Consider the following 23,361-nt stretch of genomic DNA (forward strand, 5'->3'; position numbering starts at 1 on the left):
TAAACTCCAGTCAAAGTAGCATTGCCTTCTCCCAAGCCCGATAACACTGGAGTTATTCCAGTGGAATTTGGGTTTGAGGCCTCTAGGAAGGCGCTTTTTTGCATTCCACTGGATAAATTCCAGTCAAAGTAGCATTTCCTCTCCCCAAACCCGAGTAACACTGGAGTTATTCCAGTGGAAATTGGCAACAGGGTTTGGGTTGCATTCCTTATTTTTTGGCAGAGCTTGTCCTGTCCTCGTTGGGGCTGCTGCTTGGCGTAGGCTTAGCAGTTGATTTCCCTTTTGTAGGCGTTGGGCTCGGCGGCGAAGTTCTTGGTGTCGTCGCTGGGGGCTGATCAAGTACTTTGCCCGCTTGTGGTTTGTGGGTTGCTGTTGGTTTTGGCGGTGAGGAATTATGCTCCGCTTTCGCACGAAGCTTAGCTTGCTCCTGCTGGAATCCTGGATTGTCATAAGCACCTCCAGCATCGATCTTCGTGAGGCCTTCCCACATGTTATCTGGTTTATAGCTGCTTGGATCTGCCAATACCAGGAAACCGTCAGGTAAGCGGCGTTCACCGTAACGACTCGCAGGCTTTGTCTGCAGTTTGCCGTCAGCGACTAATTCAGATGAGGCCCCTCCATCTAGAAAGCCCGCATTCATGCATCCCTCCGATAGAAAGATATCTTGTACTTCTTTAAGTGTAGCCCCCATGCTGTGTCCCGGCTGGCGTCCGTCAATAACGAGAAAGATGATCGTTCCGTTCCCTGTTTGGCAAAGGGCTGTCCTCGGATCGCGGCCCGCCCCGCCGTCTCCGCTGGTGATGAGTCCTTTGCCGTCTTCAATAATGCGTGGTTTCCAGAAGGCAGCATCGGTGACTCCATCCTTAATCAGCTCATCAATGGAATATAAGCCAATTTTCAGGATTCCGTTTTTTGTAAACCCAACAACGTGCTGCTTGACACTACCGTCATATTCCGTAAGAATGACTTTGCCGCCTGACATAAGAAACCCAATCGGGGCAAAGCCATTACCTAAGCCTTGCGGATCATCGAACGCTCCGCCATTCACACCTGCAAGCGCGCCTGTCCGTTTGACCATGTCCGTAATTTTCTCGCCCTCTTGTTTATGGCTTGTTGTTACAAGGCGGATGGTTCTGGGATCGTAGACATACATTTTTTTGCCACGCCAAGTAGGAATCTTGTGAATTTCATCCTGGATGTCAACGACCTTGATTAATTCACTAGCTGTTCGTTTGCGTTTGTCCAGCTTGATTAAGCCATCATGCTGCTTGTCGACTCCCCAAACATCGATTTGCTTCTGCATCTTATTGACCATATCATCGCGCTTCTCGGCGCCAACCAAAAGCCAAGCCCATTCACGGTGCTGGGTATTGATCACCATTTCGGCAAGATTCGTCCGAAGATCAATTCCCCATGGTGTCATGAATAGGAGCATCAAGCATACAATGACAGAAGCGACTATAGCCATTAGCGTCTTTTTCAGCCAACTCCGGCGGACCCTGGCCCTATTATTTGGCGTAACGATGTTCTTTAACTCCATGATTCTTCGTGTCTCCCTAAAATGATTAAAGCATAAATGCTCATACTTATTTTATTGCATAAAAATTTTGACGCAAGGGGAATGAACAAAGTTTATTCGTTGCCTGATTTTAATTGTCAGATTGATTTAATCGATCAAGTACCAATTGCACGGCAATGGCATCGTCCAAATAGCCTAAAGGAAAAACGTAATCGGGAATAAGATCAGCGGACATCACAAAATAAAGAAGTGCGCTTCCGAGTAGTGCACGTCTTTGTGAGGTGTTGTCATTTTCGCAAAATTGAAGATACATTTGCTTAAGCCCGTCAATGAAAGGTCCGGCTCCATTGACACTGGCAACTTTGGAAGGGAAGTCGTCGATAATGATTTGCCGTCCTTCTTCAGTTAAGGCATATTGCTCGTACTTGATCAGTTCTTTCTGGACGAGTTCGGCTGTGAACAAATGATCTATTAAATTTGAAGACTGCAGAATTTTTTGCACACTACTAATGGACGTGTATATATCCGAGTGACCTTCAGGTTGAGGCATCGTAATATCGAATCCTGCAGCTTGAAACAACTGGGCGGTTGGAACCCCGAGATGGAAGGCAAAGGTTTCCAAATGGTTGAGCTTAGCCTTTTGTTTTCCACTGATGATTCGAGAAATGCTAGCTGTATCAATCCCTGTGAGTGAACTTAGTTTCCGCATGGATAAGGAACGTGCTTTTAATAAAGCGGTTAACGTAAGTCCCAGCGTTTCTTCCCTATTTTTTTCAGACATCCTATGGTTTCACCCCTCATGGCTTAGTGTTGAAATAATCTCAACATTTTTTAGTTGGATAAGCACTTTATTGCAATATAATCAATACTCTGACTGTAAACAGTTGGAGGAGTGAAACATAATGACAGCATGGCTCTTGATCCTAGGATTTGCGGTATCTTCAAGTTTGGATAATTTAGGCGTTGGAATTTCTTATGGTATTCGCGGTACTCGTATTGGTTTTTCTTCAAATGTCGTAATCGCCATTATTTGTTTTCTTTTCAGCATGGTTGGGATTCTTTCTGGACAATGGCTTTCGAAGGTTCTGCCAGGTATTTATCCTGTCTTGGTAGGTGCATTTCTGTTGTTTATTGTAGGTATCCGCATTATTTTATTAGCACTTCCACGAAAGAAACAACATCTATCCAGAGAGGTTGAACATATTGAAACATCGAGAGATATTGGTTTAGGTGAGGCCATCATTCTGGGGGTTGCGTTATCAGTTAATGCAATTACGAATGGCTTAGGTGCAGGTTTACTTGGATTATCGCCTCTAGCTATATCCATAACTGCGGCTCTCGGTAGTTTCATTACGGTATGGTTTGGTGTTCTTCTCGGTCAAAAAGTAGCGGGGATTCGTATTGGCTCTTTCACAGTTGGCCAATTCGGGACCATTCTGAGTGGAATTATGCTTTTGTTAATTGCCAGCAATTCTTTATTTGGTTGAAGAATGTTGTCATTCTCGTATCCTATATTTTACGCAAGGGATAGTATTTTATGACATTAATGAGGATGTGATATGATAAATAGACAGAGTCGGATAGCTGACTTCCCAAAGCTCTCGTTGTATATAGAGAGCTTTTTTCTCATAGAATTGAATTTTTCGGGTTGTAGGGAGGTACTTATGGACAATTTATATCAAAACGAAGTACTCATTGTTGAGGACGATGACAATATTAGACGTTTTGTAGCCATTCATTTAGACAGAGCTGGATTTAAAGTCACCGAGGCTGCTATAGGGGAAATGGCTTTGAAAAGTCTCGCCATAAGTCGACCGGATGTTGTCGTTCTGGACATCATGCTGCCCGATATGGATGGATTTGAATTTTGCAGGAAGCTAAGAGAAGTTGACCCTGACATCGTCATTGTGTTCTTGACAGCGCGTGCACAAGATTTGGACAAGATCAGAGGGCTTGAGCTTGGTGCTGACGATTACATTGTGAAACCTTTTAATCCGCTGGAGTTGGTTGCAAGAATCAAAACGGTTTTGCGCCGTACCCAGAAATTAGCGGAACCTCACAGAAAAACACTGCAGTCTGGCTCTATCCGCCTTGATATGGATGCCAATAAGTTGTTTAAACATGACTGTATCATTGAAGTGACACCGAAGGAATATCAAATGGTGAAAACATTTTTGGAAAACCCGAATAAAGCTTTATCTAGAAACGACCTGTTGAACCTTATTTGGGGAGAAGATTTCGTTGGTGACACCAAAACTGTCGATGTCCATGTTCGAAAACTAAGGGAAAAGATTGAAGATGATTGCTCCAAGCCGCAGTTGATCGAAACCGTTTGGGGACTAGGATACCGCTGGAGCATGGAGGCTTGAAAGGTTGAGTATTCAAAAAAGATTAGTCGGAAGTTATTTCGTTGTCATACTCATTACGGTTGCCATTTTGGAATTTTTGCTGATTGTTTTGGTGAACTATTATTATTTTCACAATGTTGAACGCATTCTGATCAATCAAGCGGAACTATCCGCTTCTTTTTTTCATCAATATGCCGCTGATGAAGATGTAGAGAAGCAATCTGAACGACTTTTGAATGGATTTTCCCATAATTCCGCAGCACAAGTCCAGATCATAAGCTCTAACGGTCAACTTCTTCAGGACTCAACCGGACTTCCTACAGGGGAGAGGATGAACGAATATCCGGATGTGCAAGAGGCATGTAGTGGGGAAATCGGCATTTGGAAAGGAAAGGAGCCAACGACCAAAGAGGCTGTTTTGGCGGTATCCTATCCGTTACAAACCAACCATACCACGGTGGGCGTTGTTAGGTTCGTTACTTCTTTAACGGAAACGGCGAAGACGGTTAACCAAGTTTCTGCTATCTTTATTGCCGTTGGACTTTTCGTTATTGCGATAGTTGCCGTACTTGGTATTGTCCTATCTCGAACGATCACGAGCTCAATCACGGAGCTTAAGTCAGCTGCGGAAAAAATGGCTGAGGGGGACTTTTCCGTAAGAGCTAATAAACGATATGAAGATGAGCTAGGGGCATTGGCGGATACTTTAAATACGATGGCTGCCAAAATACTGCAAAACGAACAGCTGAAAAACGATTTCATTTCATCTGTCTCTCATGAGCTTCGTACGCCGTTAACGTCTATAAAAGGTTGGGTTGTAACGTTATCTGCGACTGAGGAGGATGACCAGAACATGGTAAAAGACGGCCTGGAAATTATTGAGACAGAAACCGATAGGCTAACTCGTCTAGTAGATGAACTACTTGATTTTGCTAAATTGGATAACGGTCGTATTGCGCTGTGGCTTACGCCAGTACATCTTCAGGGGCTGCTTCGGCATATTGGAAAACAGCTTGCTCCGAGGGCTGCTCGGCTAAGGATTTCATTGGAGGTGCACGCTGACGATTCGCTTCCTGTCATTCACGCCGACGAGAATAGGTTGAAACAAGTGTTGATTAATCTGATAGACAACTCACTGAAATTCACCGGACCCCAAGGAAGTATTAAAGTGTATGCTCACTCCGAGTTGCATCAGGTCATCATTACCGTGGAGGATACGGGTTCGGGAATTGACGAGCAGGACTTGGCAAATGTATTTCAAAAGTTTTACAAAGGAAATATTCATACGGCGGGTAGTGGTTTGGGACTAGCCATCTCCGATCAAATCATCAAACTGCATCACGGACAGCTGAAAATTAGCAGTAAGGTGGGAATAGGAACGATAGTAGAGATGTATCTTCCCCAATAAGGAAGTGATAAATTTTAACTTTTTCATAACCTTTTATTCTCCATAAAAATATAAAATAGAACAGTACAATGACATGCAAGGAGCAGAGCAAAGAATGTTAAGTAAATGGATTTGTACAGGGCTCATTGTAACTTCTTTCGGATGGATCAGCGGATGTGAAATGCCTTCAACGCCAATGGATTTAATTAAATCGCCGTCCTCTGAAATGAATGTCCAAGGAGAGGATTTCAATGCGATCCTCCGAAATTTACTTCCTGACGGTGCACGGCTGCTGGCTTCGGACCATGGGCAGGGGAAGAAGGGAAATGACATTGCATTCGGAGATGTGGATGGCGATGGCATCGATGAGGCGATGGTTGTTTATGAAGAGAACGCAGCTAAGGACAAGATACTTAAGGCTGCATTGCTGAAGAAGCATAATGAAGAGTGGCAAGTCATCTGGGATACAAAGGGTTTCGGTAATGGGTTAGAATTCGCGGGGCTTACCGATGTTACGAAAGACGGTCAACCCGAGATTATTCTGGGATGGTCATTGGGAGCGGGAGAAAACGGACTGGACATCTATGAATGGAGAAACAATTCGTTAAAACTATGGACCACGGAATGGTATCAAGGACATCTTGATTTGGATAAAATCATCCATAATAAGTGAGTGGATGCGGGATGAAGGGGCTTCCAGAACAGATCAGTTCACCCAAGTAAAAGCCAGCGAAAATACAGGAATTTCCGGGCGAATTCGGTTAAAAAGTGGAAATGCCTGCAATTGTGCAGGCATTTTTATCTTTTTCAGCCGCTCATCCAGAAAAAGCCTCAAAAACCTGCACAAACGCAGGAATTTAATCGTTGAGGTTATTCCAAGAGCAAAAAAGATGCATAATTGCAGGCTTAGAGCAAGCAATACAAATCCGAGCACGAATAAGCCTCTTTGTGTACTGGGAACGCAAATGAAGTTTAACTAGATACGTTTGATGGAGGGGTTTCATGATTTGACTCATAAAATGAAGGGCCGTCCAGATTTTCTGCTGTTGTTTTCAACTATTTTACTGGTCGGCTTTGGACTCGTCATGATTTTTAGCGCTAGTTCAGCCAAAGCTGTCTTTACCCATCAAAGCAGCTGGTATTACGTAATGAAACAAGGCTCATTTGCGGGGATCGGACTATTGTTAATGCTCATTTGTATGGGCTTGCCCTTTTCAATTTGGAAAAAAGCTGGACCAGGCTTGATGATTTTCTCGTTGATCCTGCTTGTTTCCGTATTAATTGTAGGCACGAACATCAACGGAGCGAAAAGATGGTTTGTTGTGGGCGGGTTTAATATACAACCGTCCGAATTTACGAAATTATCCATCATTGTGTATTTATCGGCGCTGATCAGCAAGAAAGGAGAAGGAATCCAATCTTTCAAAAAAGGATTGCTTCCCTTATTGATCATGGTTGGTTTGATTCTTGCGCTTGTCATGAAGCAGCCTGATTTCGGTACCGTACTAATCCTGGCTTTTATAGCAGGTACGATCATTATGATCGGCGGGATTGATTTGCGCCATCTGTTGATGCTTGGTCTTGGACTTGTACCGATGTTTATTTATCTGGCGCTAAGTCAAAGCTACCGGCTTAAACGGATCCAAACATTTTTAAATCCATTGGATAACCAATCCGATTCAGGGTATCAGCTCATGCAGTCGCTTTATGCTTTGGGACATGGAGGACTCCTAGGAACGGGATTAGGACGCAGTGTGCAGAAGCTTTTTTATTTGCCCGAAGCACATACCGACTTTATTTTTGCCGTTATCGGAGAGGAATTAGGACTTCTGGGCACAACGTTGTTTCTCCTTGTTTTCTTTCTTTTTTTCTGGCGAGGTTTTGCTGCGGCAATTCAAAGTCATGATCCATTCGGAATGATACTTGGAATGGGGTTAGTATCCATGATCGGTATTCAATTCCTGTTGAACCTAGGGGCTGTCACTGGGAGCATTCCTGTCACTGGGGTACCTCTTCCATTTATCAGTTACGGCGGATCGTCATTGATTCTTTGCATGGCAAGCACTGGCATTTTATTAAGTATTTCTCGCGACAATAATCGAAGACGAAAAGAACAGCTTGAGACATACTTAAAGTAATAACTTCACGATTTCCAAAATATTACTTCATTTATAAAAGGAGAACTAGCATGGATTTTATTCAAACTATCATTTTTGCCATTATCCAAGGGATTACAGAACTGTTTCCAGTTAGCAGTGTGGCGCATGGCGTATTAACTCCATATGTGTTTCATTGGAACCTGGATCCACAATTTCTCAAGGAACACTTTTTACCCTATGTTGTCATGCTGCATTTGGGAACAGCTGTTGCCCTGCTTCTGTTTTTTAGTCGGGATTGGGTGAATATGCTGCGTTCCCTATTCTCGGGTGGACCGTCCCAGTCTAAAAAAATCCTTGTACTTGTTATTGCGGGAACCGTACCTGCCGGATTGATTGGTGTGCTTTTTGAAAAATCACTGAGGCATCTGTTCAGTAGTGTGACCAGTGCCGCTATTTTTCTTATTATCAATGGCATCCTGTTGTACGTTGGAGAAAAAGCTTCCGGGAAGGGGGACAAAGAGATTGAAGACTTGAAAGTAGGACAAGCATTGCTTATAGGCCTGTTTCAGTCGTTAGCTTTAGTGCCTGGTTTTTCAAGATCCGGGGCTAGTATGGTCGCCGGCTTCTGGATGGGACTGAGGCACGAAGCCGCCGCACGTTTCTCCATGCTTTTGGCGACACCGATTATTGTTGGTGCAAGTATTCTAGAAGTTCCCAAATTAAGGACTGGTATGAATGGACTATTGAGTATGTCATTAATAGGCGGTGTTTTATCAGGCGTATTTGCCTTGCTTGCCGTTTGGGCCCTTATGAAATGGTTCAAAAAACACGAATTTCAGGCGATGAAACCTTTTGCCTATTATTGTTGGATCGTTGGTGCCATCATTTTGCTTACTCTATATGCGTTTTAAGTCTATGACTTAAACAAGAAGAAGCTGTGATCTATGATCCAGCTTCTTTTTGTTTTTGAGTTGCCTATCCGAAGCACGATATTTGACTACATTCCTATGAATCTACTGGACAAATCTATGATTAACCGCTAGTATGGGCAATACAACTGTATAAATGCAAATAAGGTGCACAATCGATAACGTAGTCGAAAGTGCTTAAAAGGGAAGTCAGGTGTAAAACCTGCGCGGTCCCGCCACTGTAAATGCGGAGTTGCTTTTCTATCAGGCCACTGTCCCCACTTGAGGGGGATGGGAAGGCGAAAAGTTTACGAGGATGCATGAGCCAGGATACCTGCCTATTTCGCTTGTTACGCTGTTTCTCCGGGGGGTGAGAAATCAGTTAGCATTCCTATGTCTTTTTTCGGCATGTGCCTGTTGTTTTTTTATGTTGGAATCAAAGGTAAACCCCACCTCCGGGGTTTGCCTTATTTGCTTTACTTTTTAAGAAAATTTAAGGAGAGATAAGAAAAGTATGTTAAGTAAACTGCATCTTAGAGCTACGTCATCCTTGTTATCCTTGGTAATGGTATTATCTGTATTATTCACCGCCATTGCTCCAGCTAATCAAGTTTTCGCTGCGAATCAAGGACCGGTTTCTGTTGGACTTCACGTCGAAGGACCGCAAGGTCTTATCCATGAAGGAGTGGCTGAAGGCTCAAACGCGTTAGAAGCGTTGCAAGCTAAATTAAGGCAAGCTCAAATTCAATTGGACCTTGCAAATTCATCCTTTGGTCCATATGTGACAGGAATTAATGGGGTACAAGCAGGACTCTATAACGTCTATGATGGATGGAACTTTGCCGTCAAGCGCCAAGGACAATGGACCATACCTGCTGTAGGAATGGATCAATTTAATTTAGAAAGCAATGATGAAGTTAGTGTGTATTACGGTAATTCTAATACGCAATTAGTTCAATCCATTTCGATTCAACCAAATGATGTCAAAGCCAATCAACCTTTCTCTGTTACGGTTACGAAAAGCACTTATGATTGGACAAGTAACAACTTTGTAAACTCTCCGGCTGATGGCGTGCAAGTAACTGTCGGTGGGACAGCAGTCGTAACGAATCCAAGCGGTGTAGCTGTATTTGATAAAGGAGTTAGTGCAGGTAATTATTCGCTAGAAGTTTCAGATTATCGTATAAATGCACCACCGGGAATCGTCAGAGCTGCTCAGCCATTAACCGTCAATACGACATCAGCCATTCCGGTTGGGAATGTAACCATTTCTGTTGAGAAATTTACATTAGGGCAAGGTTACTCGAAAGAACCAGTTAAAGTTCCTTTTTACGAAGGTGAAAATGGAGCAGCTGTACTCACACGCGTTTTGGGTGAGGATAATATTCAGCATACAGGAAGTATTGAAGATCGTTTTTATTTATCTAAAGTTAAAGACACTAGCAGTCAAGTAAAAGTGCCAAATTATATTAAAGAGCAAATGGATGCAGATGGCGTTCAATTAGGTACAAAGAATAACGAGCAGTGGCTGGGAGAATTCGATTATACGTCTATGTCTGGATGGATGTATGCTGTAAATAATGCCTTCCCCAACGTAGGGCTATCTGAATATATACCTCATGATGGGGATGTCCTTCGAACTCAGTTTACTGTGTATGGCTTTGGAGCATCTCTGGGAGGCGACGAGTGGAATCCGGGCTTTATACAAACGGCTAACAAGGATGCACTGACTGCTCGGATAGCAGAGATAAATAGTGATCCGAATAAAGCAGCAATTTTATCGAATGCAGTTGTTAATTCTCTATATGATCAAGCGTATTCGCTGCTTACAAACATGGAAAGCAAGCAAAATGATATCGATAGCGTGCTGGCTAGTCTGCAAGGTAATGAAAAACCGACAATCAAAGTAACCGGGCTAACGGATAAGCAGGAAGTATCCCAAGCTAACATTAGCTTTAATGTGGAAGCGACGGATAACACCCATGCTGTAATAACACCGGTTGTAAAGTTGAACGGAACTGTTATCTCGAAGACAGGTGGTACTTACAATGTTGTTCTAAACATGGGTGTAAACACAATTGCAATCATGGCCAAAGGTGCATTTGGCAATACATCAGAGCAAAATTTCACTATTACTCTCAAAGTCAGCACTGAAAACAATACGAAAGAACAATTGAATAAAAACCTAGCCTATATTCTAAAAACGGTAGATAAACCCAAGTTTGGAACTGGTGGTGGAGAATGGTCTGTCCTTTCATTGGCCAGAGCTAAATATTCTGTCCCTGATGGCTATTATCAATTTTATTATGACAATGTAGTTAATACAGTAAAAGAAAAAATGATCGCGAATGCTGGGGTATTGGATAAAACGAAAGGTACAGAGCATTCAAGAGTCATCCTGGGATTAACTTCTATTGGAAAAGATCCAAAAGATGTTGGAGGCTATGATCTTTTACAGGCACTTTCGGATTATGATTATGTCCTTAAACAAGGCATGAATGGTCCCATTTTCGCCCTACTTGCATTTGATTCTAAAAATTATATAATTCCCACAGCTGCAGAAGGAAAAGTACAAACAACAAGAGATAAGCTCATTGAATATTTGATAAATGGAGAATCAAACAAGGGCAAAGACGATCAGGGAGGCTGGGGACTGTCTCCTGGTGGTAAACCCGATGTCGATCTCACCGGAATGACGATGCAAGCACTTGCACCGTATGCTCAGTCTAAAGAAAATGTAAAAGCAGCAATAGATCGAGCTGTTAGTTGGCTTTCCAAATCTCAAAATAGTGAAGGAAGTTATACAAGTTTCGGAAGTACAAGCAGCGAGAGTCTATCACAAGTGGTTACCGCATTATCAGCGGTCGGCTTAGATTCGAGAACGGATACAAGATTTATAAAAAATGGTCAATCTGCTTTGGACGCTTTAATGTCATTTACCGTAGCGGATGGCGGTTTTAAGCATGTTAAAACAGGTAAAGTAGACGGTATGGCCACTGATCAAGGCACTTATGCATTAGTAGCCTATGATCGATTCCTTAGTAGTAGCAACCGTCTGTATGACATGACGGATGTTGATACAGAGAAACCGCAATTGATCGTAAACGGTCTGACGAATAACCAAGAAGTATCACAAGCAGCTTTGAACTTTGGAGTTGAAGTAACCGATAATAAACCTGGAGTAATAACACCTGTAGTAAAGCTGAACGGGACAGTCGTATCCAAAGTTGATGAAAAATACAGCATTATTCTTCGTGTTGGAGCAAACACAATTGCTGTTACAGCAACAGATTCTTCTGACAATACGGCGGAGAAGATTTATACAATTACATTTGTTGATGCAGAAAAACCGGAATTGATCATAAACGGTCTAACGAATAACCAAGAAGTATCACAACCCAACCTAAGCTTTAGTGTTGGCGTGACAGATAATAGCTCTGAGGTTATATCACCGGAAGTGAAGTTGAACGGGACAGTCGTATCCAAAGTTGATGAAAAATACAGCATTGTTCTTCATGTTGGAGCAAATACAATTGCTGTTACAGCAACAGATTCTTCTGGCAATACGGCGGAGCAGATTTGTACAGTTACATTTGTTGATGCAGAGAAACCAAAATTGATCATAAATGGTCTAACGAATAACCAAGAAGTATCACAACCAAACCTAAGCTTTAGTGTCAGCGTGACAGATAATAGTACTGAAGTTATATCACCTGTAGTAAAGCTGAACGGGGCAGTCATATCCAAGGTTGAAGACAAATACAGTATTGTTCTTAACGCTGGAGCAAACACGATCACTGTTTCTGCTACTGATTCCTCAGGGAATACAGATCAGCAATCTTTCACCATCACTTACAAGGCTACTACTGTAAGCAAGCCGAAAGAACTCTTAAATAAGAATCTAGCTTATATGGTTAAAACGATAGATAAACCAGCTTTTGGAACGGGTGGTGGGGAATGGTCAGTCCTATCCTTGGCAAGAGCCAATTATTCCGTACCAGAGGGTTATTACCAGTTTTATTATAATAATGTAGAAAAAGAAGTAAAACAGTTAATGACTGAAAACTCAGGAGTTTTGGATAAATCTAAAGGTACAGAGCATTCAAGAGCCATTCTTGGACTAGCTTCTATTGGAAAAAATCCAAGAAAAGTTGGGGGCTATGATCTTACGCAGGCGCTCGCGGACTATGATTATGTCATCAAACAAGGCATAAATGGCTCTATATTCGCTCTCATTGCGTTTGATACCAAAAACTTCGATATTCCAGTCGTATCGGTAGGCAAAAATCAAGTTACAAAGGAAAAGCTGATAAATCATATTTTAGAAAAAGAAGTAAATAGAGGAACCGATAATGCTGGCGGATGGACTTTAATCCCAAGAAACCCAGCAGATGTTGATATAACATCTATGGCACTGCAGGCTCTTGCACCTTATTATCATACCCGACAAGATGTAAAAAGCGCTGGAGATCGTGCAATTGCTTGGTTGGCAAAAACGCAGGGCAGTGATGGCGGATTTGGTGAAAGCAGTGAAAGTATCGCGCAAGTTATTACCGCGTTAACTGCATTAGGCATTGATCCAAGCACCGATGAGAGATTCATAAAAAATGGCATATCGGCCTTAGATGCCTTCATGTCATTTGCGGCAGCCGATGGCGGTTTTAAGCATGTTAAAACAGGAAAAGTAGACGGTATGGCTACTGATCAAGGCACTTATGCGCTTGTCGCCTATGATCGATTCGTGAATGGGAGCAACCGTCTGTATGACATGACGGATGTCATCGAAGAAGTCACTCCTCCTGTGAAAATAGAAATTCCAGTACCAACTGGGGATAAACCTAGGATTGAAATTCCTTCAGACAATCAAGACTATTTTATTCCTATTGCAAATGGGGATGCGAGTAAAGAGATTTCGATTCGTATTCCTAGTACGATTAATTCTAAGATTCAGTTGAATTTGCCCTCCGGCAGCAGCTTACCCCAAATTGAGGCTGTCAAAGGGAATGTCTCCATGGTCATTCCAAAAGGTGCACAAATTTCTAGTGGGGATGGGTCAGCATTAGACCTAATAACTTCAAATGATACGACTGATTCTGCATTAAGAGATAAATTAAATACAATCATACCGACAGGCAAGAAGCTTGATTCGGTTAATCAGGCAATTACGATTGGCGGCAATGCAAGAGTAGAATTCACCCAATTTATCACCTTAACCTTCACAGGAATGAAAGACAAAGAAGCTGCCTTTATCCAGAATGGATCGCTGAATTCGATTCAGAAGTTCGGGAATGACGAGGCAGGTAAAGCCAGCGGTAAAAATGAGTATGTGTATGACAGCGGGAACAATCTGATTGTCAAAACGAAGCATTTTACCGATTTTATCGCTTTCTCCACAAGTACGGTTGTTGTGACGCCAGGTGGTCCGGGAGGAACGAATCCACCAATAACTCCACAAGTAACCTTATCTGTAGATAAACTTACGATTAATAAAGGTTATGTAATATCTGAATCAAACGTTGAACTAAAGGCTGGGGATTCGGTTTGGAGCGTGTTCCAGAGAGAACTAAACAGCCGTGGAATTAGCTATACATCTAAATGGTTTGACAAATATAATAGTATTTATGTCGAATCCATTGATGGCGATGGTGAGTTCGACCATGGCAGTGGCAGCGGATGGATGTATAGTGTAAATGGTACTTACCCAGGTTTTGGAGCTAGTTCGTATGTCTTAAAACAGGGTGACAGGATCCAATGGCGCTATACAACAAATCTGGGTGTAGATTTAGGAGTTGCTCTTCCTAATACACCGTTACTAGGGGCGTCTGGAGGCATTATTCCGAATGACAAAAAACAAGTCATCGAAATTCCTGCTAATCTGGATAAAGATTACACCTTGAACATTACGAAAGAAATGAAAGACAAAGATCAGATCTTGGTGAACATTCCTAATGTGAAGCCAAAAGTCATTCTAAATTTAGAGGCTGTTCAAGACAACATGCCACAGATCACCGCCACTAAAGGCGATATCACCGTTTCAATTGATAAGGGTACGGCGCTGAAGTCGGGAGATCGTAACGTAGAGTTCCTAACTTCCATAAGTACCGACGATACCAACCTGATTAATCTTGTCCAGAGCAGTCTAAATGATGGAAGCACGAACCCTATTAAGCTGAACCAAGCTTTTGCCATGGGGAATGCTGATCAATCTGTAATATTTGATAAGCCGCTCACTTTTATTATTAAGGGTGCTAAAAATCAGCATGCTGGATTTATCGAAGGGAATACCTTTACACCGATTAAGATCTACGAGTCGGATGCCAAAGGATCAGAGGCGACAAAAGGGAATGAAAAAATTACTTACGCTTTTATTAAAGACAATGATCTGATTATTAAAACGAATCATTTCACGAAATATGTTTCTTATTCAGCAAGTCAGTTGGAGACGGAGAAACCGTTTGATCTGAAAAATCTGTATGCAGACACCCAATCAATTTCAAATTGGGCAATGGAAGCAATCAATGAAGCATCTCAGAAAGCATTCATTGACGGCAGCAATGGTAAATTTAATCCACAAGCAACTATTACAAGGGCAGAGTTTACGAAGATTCTAGTAGGTGTGCTTGGAATAGATGTGAAGACGGACCCTACAATTAACTTCAAGGACGTTTCTCAGAACGAATGGTTCTATCCTTATGTGAATGCAGCGTATAAAGCAGGCTTTATTACAGGCTTCACGGACGATCAATTCAATCCAGACGAGAAGCTGACTCGTGAGCAAATGGCGGTCATCATTGTCAAAGCGCTGGGCATTCAAGCTGCTGGACAGACGTCTGCTCTGGCAGATATGGATCAAGTATCGGATTGGGCTAAAGCGGATGTACAGACGGTTATTGCACGTCAGCTTATGTCCGGTTGGGATAACCGATTCCAGCCTAGTGATGAGGTAACCAGAGAAATGGCAACGGTTGTTGCTATGAGAGCTTATCACGATAAGAAGGATCATCCCAAAGAAACCAATCAGCCTGATCTACTAAAAAAGGCGCTTGTTGAGAAGCAAATTAGCCAGACGGCTGCATTCATGCAGCAAACCGTAACCGATCCAGTGGTAGCATCCATTGGTGGAGATTGGACTGTATTTGGACTGGCACGCTCCGGCGTTCCAGTTCCGGATGCCTACTACGCCAAGTATTACGCCAATGTAGAGAAGATTTTAAAAGAAAAATCAGGCAAGCTGCACGCGGTAAAATACACGGAGTATGACCGGGTTATCCTGGGCCTCACGTCGATCGGCCGCAGCATTGATCAAGTAGCTGGCTACAACTTAAGAGAGTGGTTAGCGGATTATGACACGCTGATCAAGCAAGGCATTAATGGTCCCATCTTTGCGCTTATCGCGCTGGATAGCAAATCTTTTGACATTCCAACAGTCGCTAGTGTGAAAACACAGACTACTAGAGAGCTGTTAATAGATTTTATTTTGAAAAGAGAAATAACAGGCGGAGGATGGGCGCTGGGTGACAAAGCGACGGAAGCAGATCCGGATATAACCGCAATGGCTATCCAGGGCTTGACGCCTTATTACCAAACGAACAAGAACGTGCAAGTTGCTGTAGATCGCGCAGTGGAGTGGTTATCCAAGGCACAGAAAGCAGACGGCGGTTATGCCAGTTGGGAATCCACCAATTCCGAGAGCATTGCTCAGGTTGTTGTAGCTCTGGCTGGTCTTGGCATTAATCCGCACACGGATGCAAGGTTTATCAAAAATGGCAGCTCGGCGCTTGACGCTTTGCTCAGCTTTGCCGCTCTAGATGGCGGGTTTTATCATATCAAATCAGGCGGTATCGATAATGGCGGGGCCAAGCCGGGTGAAGTTGATCTTATGGCAACAGACCAGTCGATGTATGCGCTAGTTGCTTATGACAGACTTCTAAAAGGACAAACCCGTCTATATGATATGACAGATATTAAGTAAGAATCATAAATATGAATTTATAAGCAGGGGCAGAAGCTTGCCCTTGCTTATTCATTAAAGGTGTGAATAAGACATGTCGATGAAGAAGTGGCTCGTTGTGATTGGAATTCTCGGAGCTTTGGCTGTCGCTTTCTTCTGGGGCGGCAACAGTCCGAGAAGTTCGAATAGGACAGCTGTAAGCGGTATGGAATCTCAGATGAGCGATAGACCAACTTCAACTTCAACGCAAGCGCCAGAGAAGCAAATGGAAACCAAAGAGGCTCCGGGTTCTCCTCAACCGGAAGCTGTTATCCAGAAAGATGAACCAAGTAAGACGGAAGGTCCTCAGGAAACAAAGCCAGCACCATTAATTCAAGAAGCAATCCCTACAGATAAACCAACAACACCAGTAGTTAATCCGCCAGCCGTTGAGACCAACAAGCCAGAACCTTCAACGCAGCCCCAAGTGGGCACGAAAGAACCAGAACCCAAGAAGGATAAATATTTAACCGACCCTATCCCTGAAGGAAAACCAAAGCCTGTCGAATGGCAGGATGTCACGATAAATAAGAAAAAAGCATTAACAGCTACGTTATCTGTTACCTGCAAAACCATTTTGGATAATATGAGCAGTTTCAATAAAGATAAGCTTGAGGTATTGCCAAAGGATGGCGTCATCTACAAAGCGCAAACGGTCACCTTTTATGAGGGAGAATCTGTATTTGATGTATTGCTCAGAGAGATGAAGAAAAACAAAATTCATATGGAGTTTTCCATGACGCCTATTTATAACAGTAACTATATTGAGGGTATTCATAATCTCTATGAATTTGATTGTGGAGAGCTGAGCGGATGGATGTATAAGGTAAATGGATGGTTTCCTAATTATGGTGCCAGCCGTTATATGCTCAAAGAAGGCGATGTCATCGATTGGGTGTATACCTGTGATCTAGGACGAGATGTGGGAGGCGGCAAGGCTGCGGTAGGAGGGAAAGAGTAATGAGAGATTCCTTTTCTACCTTTCACCCCTTCGTTAATTTTATTTATTTCGCAGCCGTATTCGTGTGCAGCATGGTGTTCATGCATCCGATCTTTCAAGCTATAGCGCTGATCAGTGCTGCTCTTTACTCTGTCATGCTTAAGGGGAGGAAAGCGGTCAAATTCAACCTGCTTTATATGATTCCACTCCTTGTTATTATGGCGTTCATGAACCCAATCTTTAGTCACGCAGGTGTTACTATTCTGTTTTATCTGCAAAATGGGAATCCGATTACCCTTGAATCCATTTTGTATGGCATAGCCGCCGCGTGTATGTACGTCACGGTTATTGTATGGTTCTCCTGCTACAATGCGGTAATGACAGCGGATAAAATTATTTTTATTTTCGGTAAAATAATGCCCGCTTTGTCGCTGATACTCTCTATGGTGCTTCGTTTTGTACCCCGATATTTAGCTCAGCTAAAAGTGATTTCCAATGCTCAGAAATGCATCGGTAGAGATGCGACGCAAGGCAATATCGTAATCAGGGCTCGCAACGGGATGCGAATTCTCTCCATTATGACGACTTGGGCACTGGAAAATGCCATCGAAACAGCGGATTCCATGAAGTCAAGAGGATACGGGTTGCCAGGCCGTACGAGTTTCTCAACATTCCGATTTGATAGTAGAGACAAAGTTGTGGGTCTGGTTCTGATAGGACTCATGCTTGTTGTAGGCGCGGGCGCGTGGATGGGATACAATACGATCCGCTATTTCCCATCGATTCATGTCAAAGCGATATCGCCCCTTAGTGTAGTCGTATATATCGCCTATACCTTTCTTTGCCTGATGCCGGTGATTATTCAGATTGTGGAGGAAATCAAATGGAGATTTATGACATCAAGGATCTAAGCTTTGCATTTCCGCTAAATGAAACGAACGTGCTGTCATCCATTCATCTTAAGGTACACAGCGGAGAGTTCATCACGATTTGCGGCAAATCAGGCTGTGGCAAAAGTACGCTGCTTAGACAGCTTAAGACGGTTCTGACCCCTCATGGCAAACATAGTGGGGATATTTTTTACCAAGGGAAATTAATCGATGAAGTAGATCAACGTACACAAGCATCTGAGATTGGATTTGTACTGCAAAATCCAGACAATCAAATTGTGACCGATAAAGTTTGGCATGAGCTTGCTTTTGGGCTGGAGAGCTTGGGGTACGATCAGTCGACGATCCGATTGCATGTCGCTGAGATGGCAAGTTTTTTTGGGATTCAGACATGGTTTCACAAAAGTGTGACTGAGCTTTCCGGCGGGCAGAAGCAGCTTCTGAATCTGGCATCCATTATGGCGATGCATCCGGCTGTGCTCATTTTGGATGAGCCTACGTCTCAACTAGATCCTATTGCGGCTGCGGATTTCTTGGAAACGGTAAGCAAGATTAATCGGGAGCTGGGAACGACGATCATCATGACGGAGCATCGCTTGGAAGAGGTTCTGCCTATTACAGATCGCCTCATTGTGCTGGATCAAGGCAAAGTGATCGCAGATGATTCACCAGTCCGTGTTGGTGAGGTATTGCGATCCTTACATCATCCGATGTTTACCGCGATGCCTTCTCCGATGCAGATTTATGCAGGTGTGCCTAGTCATTTGGAATGTCCGGTTACCGTCAAGCAAGGCAGACAATGGCTAAGTGCCTACATGGCTGACAAAACACCCGCACAGAAGTTGGAAATAGGAGCGAGAAGGTCTGGAGTATCCAGCCCTGTTGCCATTTCTTTCAAAGAGGTCTGGTTTAGGCATGAACGCAATGGACCCGATACGATCAAAGACCTTTCTTTCGAGGTCAGAGAAGGACAGTTCTATTGTATGGTCGGAGGCAATGGCACAGGCAAAACGACGACCTTATCCCTAATTAATGGTAATTTTCAACCCTATCGGGGAAAAGTACGGATCCATGGCGATAATCCAGCTAAAATGAAAACAAAAGAACTATTTGTTAACCGATTGGGAGTTCTCCCGCAAAATCCAGCAACCTTATTCGTAAAGAAGACGGTGGAATTGGATCTATACGAAATGCTTTCTGAAGCAAATCTCACGAAGGAAGAAAAGAAACAGAAAGTTGAGGCTGTTATTCAGTTTGCTGAGCTTGAGCCCTTGCTGGGTATGCATCCCTATGACCTCAGCGGCGGTGAGCAGCAGCGAGCGGCGCTAGCCAAAGTACTGTTGATGGAGCCGAGAATACTGCTGCTCGATGAACCAACGAAAGGGTTGGACGGATTTTTCAAAGAAAAGCTAGGCCTTTTCTTAAGGAAGCTGCATAACGAAGGTGTTACCATTGTAATGGTATCGCATGATATTGAGTTTTGTGCGAAGTACGGGGAGGAGTGCGCGATGTTTTTTGATGGAAGCATCATTACTTCCAATGCAGCTCATGCCTTTTTCTCCGGCAACAGCTTCTATACAACAGCAGCGAATCGAATGGCGCGTCATATTTGGAGTAATGCAGTAACGATAGAAGGTGTGATTGACTTATGTCAGAAAAGCTTGCAACTACCAAACGATTGAGCAGACGAACGTTATTCTCAGCACTGCTTATTCTCATTGTCATTCCAGTAACAATAGGAATAGGAATTTTCGTGCTCGACGATCGTAAATATTATTTTATCAGCCTTCTGATCGTCTTATATACAATGGTTCCCTTCGCTATGGTGTTCGAAAACCGTAAACCGCAAGCTAGAGAACTCATCGTTATTGCCGTACTTGCTGCTATTGCCGTAGCGGGACGCGGTGCCTTCTTCATGCTGCCTCAGTTTAAGCCGGTAGTTGCGATTGTCATTATAGCAGGGGTTTGTTTCGGGGCTGAAGCTGGTTTTCTCGTCGGTGCCACGGCTGGATTCGTTTCTAATTTCTTCTTCGGGCAAGGACCTTGGACGCCGTGGCAGATGTTTTGTTTTGGACTTATTGGCTTTGTGGCGGGCATTTTATTCCAAAAAGGATGGCTTAAGAAAAGCAAGCTTTCCTTATGTCTATTCGGTGGTTTATCGACTTTGATCATCTATGGCGGTATTATCAATTTGGGCTCGCTACTGATGGTTTCAACCACTCTCACATGGGAAGGATTGCTCGCTGTCTACATTTCAGGTTTTTGGTTTGATATGGTGCACGCAGTGGCTACCATGTTTTTTCTCTTCTTAATATCAGGTCCAATGATTGAGAAACTGGAGCGAATTAAAGTGAAATATGGACTTGTACATAAATAGTAGCAGAATGAAAGAGTATGTCGTTGATTCGATGTACTCTTTTTATATGTAAATTTCCTCTTTATTCTACGTCATAAATCATGTATGATATACGATATACAAGAAGGGGTGGTAGGAAATCCATACATTTAGAAAATTAAGGAGAAGGATCTAATGAAAATTACAAAAGTCGAGAGCTTTGTTTTGCATGTACCGATTACCCCGCCGATTACGGACGCAATTAATGTGGCTACACATTGGGGATTAGCCGGCGTTCGAATCTATACGGACGAAGGCTTTGTTGGATATGGTTACACAGGTACGTGCGCCCATGGCGATGATATGATCGTCGATACGATTGACAAATATTATGCACCTCTCTTGGTCGGAAAAGATCCGTTTATGGTAAGGGAATTATGGGATCAGATGCGTTTTGGCAAAATGCATTGGATTGGCCGATCGGGAGTCACCCATATGGCGCTTGCAGCTGTGGACATCGCGATTTGGGACATTATGGCAAAGGCTTCGAATAAACCGCTTTGGCAATACCTTGGGGGAGCTAAATCGAAACCGATTAAAGCCTATAATACCAACGGTGGCTGGTTGAATTGGTCCAAAGACCGTTTGCTTCAAGATGTAACGGAGATTGTGGAGTCAGGTTTTACTGGCGTTAAAATTAAAGTGGGCAAGCCCGATCCGCGGGAAGATTATGATCGTTGCAAGGCGGTTCGGAAAGCGATCGGCGATGATGTGATTTTCATGATCGACGTCAATCAGCAATGGAATATCAATACGGCCATGACTTGGGGGAAGAAGCTGGAAGAGTTCGATCTATTTTGGCTAGAGGAGCCGCTCAATCCAGATGACATTATGGGTCATAAAAAGCTAGCTGATGAGCTGAATGTTCCAATCGCATTAGGAGAGCATGTCTATAACAAATATGCCTTCCGAGATTATATTCACCAAGGTGCCATCGAATATTGCCAAGTTGACGTTACACGTGTTGGCGGCATTACAGAATGGCTGCAAGTCGCAGGCCTAGCGGCTGCTTATGATGTGCCGATTTGTCCGCACGTTGGGGATATGGGGCAAATTCATCAGCACCTTGTCGCATCTACGCAAAATGCCATTATGCTTGAATACATACCTTGGATCAGGCATATTTTTGAAGAGCCAGCCACGGTGAAGGAAGGACATTATGTACTGCCGCAAATGCCGGGCGCCTCAACAACGATTTTGCCCAAATATTTTGAAGAATATCGGAGCCGCTAAGAATTCCACGTATTGGTGAATGGTGGGCGTCCGTTTAGTCAGCAATAGGCGTTCACTCCTCCTTGGGGTGATCGCCTGTTATATTTGTAGTCAGACGCGTGTTTCACGAACAAGTTCCCTATACTCAGAGGGGCTTTTTCCTGTTGAATTTTTAAAAATTCTACTAAAGTAATGTTGGTCGGAATAGCCGACGATTTCTCCTATTTTTCCGATATCGTAGTTAGGGTGCTCTTGGATCAATCGCTTGGCTTCTTCTATTCGTAGTTTGATTAAGAATTTAAGGGGAGCTTCCCCATAGTATTTTTTAAATGATTTAGAAAGATAGGCAGGTGTGAAATGGTATCTTTGAGAAATGTCTTCAATATTTATGAATTCGGTAAAGTTCGATTTCATATATTCAGCGATTTGATGCATGAGTTCCTGAGTACGTATGTCTTCATCCTGCTTAACTGTAAGCATACGTTCAATAATTCCCCAAACATCTTCGAAGATACTTGGAAAGTTGGTGGAAATAGCAAGTTTCTCATATAAACGATGTTCGAGTTGATAAAGTTCTTCCTCCGATAACTTGCCTGTTTGTAGATGTATGTTTCTAATTAACTGATTTATAGCTATTTCCAATAATCGTTGTGGGTACTTCATGCGATCCCAGTTATGAAGCAGATGAAATATCTCTTGTTTCAATAGCGCTTTCTCCCCAGATTGCAGAAAAGAAGTTATCTTATTACGAAGCAGCGGATCAATGGAAATTGGCGGTTTTTTGGAGTTGCTTTCATTAGTCAGTGTAATAACACGGGAAATTCCAATCGATAATTCATAATTGAGCGTAAATCGAAGAGCTTGAGCTTTCTCCCAAATGTCACTACGTTGAATAATAGCGCCACCGTGACATAAATTCACTGGATGTAAAGGTGATTTGTCTAATAGTTTCTGTTTAATCTCTTCAGCAAGATGAATGATGTCCCTGGGCTGCCGATTGTTTGCTGAAATGAGGAGGAATTTCTGGTTCGGTGTTTTCTCATCAATGATCCACCACTGATCATTTTCTTGCAAAGAACTTCTGAGAATATCATTCAGTCGTATTTGTGACCAATTGTCATGAAAAATAGTCGTTAGCGATAGGGCTGGGATAGGAGGGCATAGGTTCCCGATACAGATTAGAAATACGATAAATTCCTCATCACGAATAGCGATTGTTTCCGAGGGGTAACCAGAAATATCAGAGGTCAAAATATTTCTGACTGTGATGGAGTCATTCATTTCCAAACTAGTTCTAATATTACTTAAGCAATCAACTAATGTTTCTAATTTCAAGGGTTTAAGTAAGTAATCCCGAACCCCGAGTTTCATCGCAGATTTCGCATAGTCAAATTCACTATATCCACTTAGAATGACGATATGGATTTCCGGGTTATCGTTTCTTAGTTGTTTTATCAAAGCTAAGCCGTCCATTTTGGGCATTCTAATGTCGGTAAATACAACATCAGGTTGAAGTGAATGAATGATAGTGAGGGCTTCTAGTCCGTTAGATGCGGTGCCGACAACTTCGAAGGGGAGCCCAGAATCTTCAATCTTTTGTACGACGTTTCTTCGGATCTTGTGTTCATCCTCCACGACAACTACGCGGTACTTTGTTAATTTCGACATCCCGA

At 42.9% G+C, this 23,361-nt stretch carries 15 protein-coding genes and 1 riboswitch; of the genes, 12 read left to right on the top strand and 3 right to left on the bottom strand.

Annotated elements, in window-relative coordinates:
- Window positions 1-208: 208 nt before the first annotated feature.
- Window positions 209-1,540 (bottom strand): phosphodiester glycosidase family protein, encoded by a 1,332-nt coding sequence (locus HQN90_RS09995; protein ID WP_246362191.1) that lies wholly within the window; start codon window positions 1,538-1,540, stop codon window positions 209-211.
- A 109-nt stretch (window positions 1,541-1,649) separates the two neighbouring features.
- The gene (locus HQN90_RS10000; protein WP_173217756.1) at window positions 1,650-2,300 is read right to left on the bottom strand and encodes a DUF1232 domain-containing protein; all 651 of its coding nucleotides are present in this window, start codon (window positions 2,298-2,300) and stop codon (window positions 1,650-1,652) included.
- Window positions 2,301-2,421: 121 nt separating this feature from the next.
- Between HQN90_RS10000 and HQN90_RS10005 the strand changes: the two genes are divergently transcribed.
- The 12 genes from HQN90_RS10005 to HQN90_RS10060 all read left to right on the top strand — a co-directional run bounded on the left by HQN90_RS10005 (window position 2,422) and on the right by HQN90_RS10060 (window position 21,709).
- Window positions 2,422-3,006, top strand: coding sequence for a manganese efflux pump (locus tag HQN90_RS10005; protein WP_173217758.1), 585 nt, complete (start codon window positions 2,422-2,424; stop codon window positions 3,004-3,006).
- Window positions 3,007-3,183: 177 nt separating this feature from the next.
- A complete protein-coding gene (locus HQN90_RS10010) occupies window positions 3,184-3,888 on the top strand; it encodes a response regulator transcription factor (protein WP_173217759.1) in 705 nt (234 codons plus the stop codon).
- A gap of 4 nt (window positions 3,889-3,892) precedes the next feature.
- Complete coding sequence (locus tag HQN90_RS10015; RefSeq protein ID WP_173217760.1) at window positions 3,893-5,275, top strand: sensor histidine kinase; 1,383 nt, start codon at window positions 3,893-3,895, stop codon at window positions 5,273-5,275.
- Window positions 5,276-5,369: 94 nt separating this feature from the next.
- Window positions 5,370-5,927, top strand: a complete 558-nt coding sequence (locus tag HQN90_RS10020; protein ID WP_173217761.1) for a hypothetical protein — start codon at window positions 5,370-5,372, stop codon at window positions 5,925-5,927.
- Between the two features lie 334 nt (window positions 5,928-6,261).
- The gene (ftsW, locus tag HQN90_RS10025) at window positions 6,262-7,392 is read left to right on the top strand and encodes a putative lipid II flippase FtsW (protein ID WP_173217762.1); all 1,131 of its coding nucleotides are present in this window, start codon (window positions 6,262-6,264) and stop codon (window positions 7,390-7,392) included.
- Window positions 7,393-7,442: 50 nt separating this feature from the next.
- On the top strand, window positions 7,443-8,264 hold the full coding sequence (locus tag HQN90_RS10030) for an undecaprenyl-diphosphate phosphatase (RefSeq protein ID WP_173217763.1): 822 nt from the start codon (window positions 7,443-7,445) through the stop codon (window positions 8,262-8,264).
- A gap of 146 nt (window positions 8,265-8,410) precedes the next feature.
- Window positions 8,411-8,617, top strand: a riboswitch (cobalamin riboswitch).
- A 158-nt stretch (window positions 8,618-8,775) separates the two neighbouring features.
- Entirely contained in the window at window positions 8,776-16,233 is a 7,458-nt protein-coding gene (locus HQN90_RS10035) for an S-layer homology domain-containing protein (RefSeq protein ID WP_246362192.1), read from the top strand.
- Between the two features lie 73 nt (window positions 16,234-16,306).
- Window positions 16,307-17,212 carry a DUF4430 domain-containing protein gene (locus HQN90_RS10040; protein ID WP_173217765.1) on the top strand — a complete coding sequence of 302 codons (906 nt, stop codon included), beginning with the start codon at window positions 16,307-16,309 and terminating at the stop codon, window positions 17,210-17,212.
- Entirely contained in the window at window positions 17,212-18,102 is an 891-nt protein-coding gene (locus HQN90_RS10045) for an energy-coupling factor transporter transmembrane component T (RefSeq protein ID WP_173217767.1), read from the top strand. Before HQN90_RS10040 ends, HQN90_RS10045 begins: the two co-directional genes overlap by 1 nt.
- Entirely contained in the window at window positions 18,075-19,763 is a 1,689-nt protein-coding gene (locus tag HQN90_RS10050) for an ABC transporter ATP-binding protein (protein WP_173217769.1), read from the top strand. The genes HQN90_RS10045 and HQN90_RS10050 overlap by 28 nt, the downstream gene beginning before the upstream one ends.
- On the top strand, window positions 19,730-20,458 hold the full coding sequence (locus HQN90_RS10055) for an ECF transporter S component (RefSeq protein WP_173217771.1): 729 nt from the start codon (window positions 19,730-19,732) through the stop codon (window positions 20,456-20,458). Before HQN90_RS10050 ends, HQN90_RS10055 begins: the two co-directional genes overlap by 34 nt.
- A 153-nt stretch (window positions 20,459-20,611) precedes the next feature.
- On the top strand, window positions 20,612-21,709 hold the full coding sequence (locus HQN90_RS10060; protein WP_173217773.1) for a mandelate racemase/muconate lactonizing enzyme family protein: 1,098 nt from the start codon (window positions 20,612-20,614) through the stop codon (window positions 21,707-21,709).
- Window positions 21,710-21,799: 90 nt separating this feature from the next.
- Here HQN90_RS10060 and HQN90_RS10065 read toward each other — a convergent pair whose 3' ends face one another.
- The gene (locus HQN90_RS10065) at window positions 21,800-23,356 is read right to left on the bottom strand and encodes a response regulator (RefSeq protein ID WP_173217775.1); all 1,557 of its coding nucleotides are present in this window, start codon (window positions 23,354-23,356) and stop codon (window positions 21,800-21,802) included.
- Between the last annotated feature and the right edge of the window lie 5 nt (window positions 23,357-23,361).

Origin of the sequence: Paenibacillus alba (assembly GCF_013204855.1) — a bacterium.
In the GTDB taxonomy this organism is placed as follows: domain Bacteria; phylum Bacillota; class Bacilli; order Paenibacillales; family NBRC-103111; genus Paenibacillus_E; species Paenibacillus_E alba.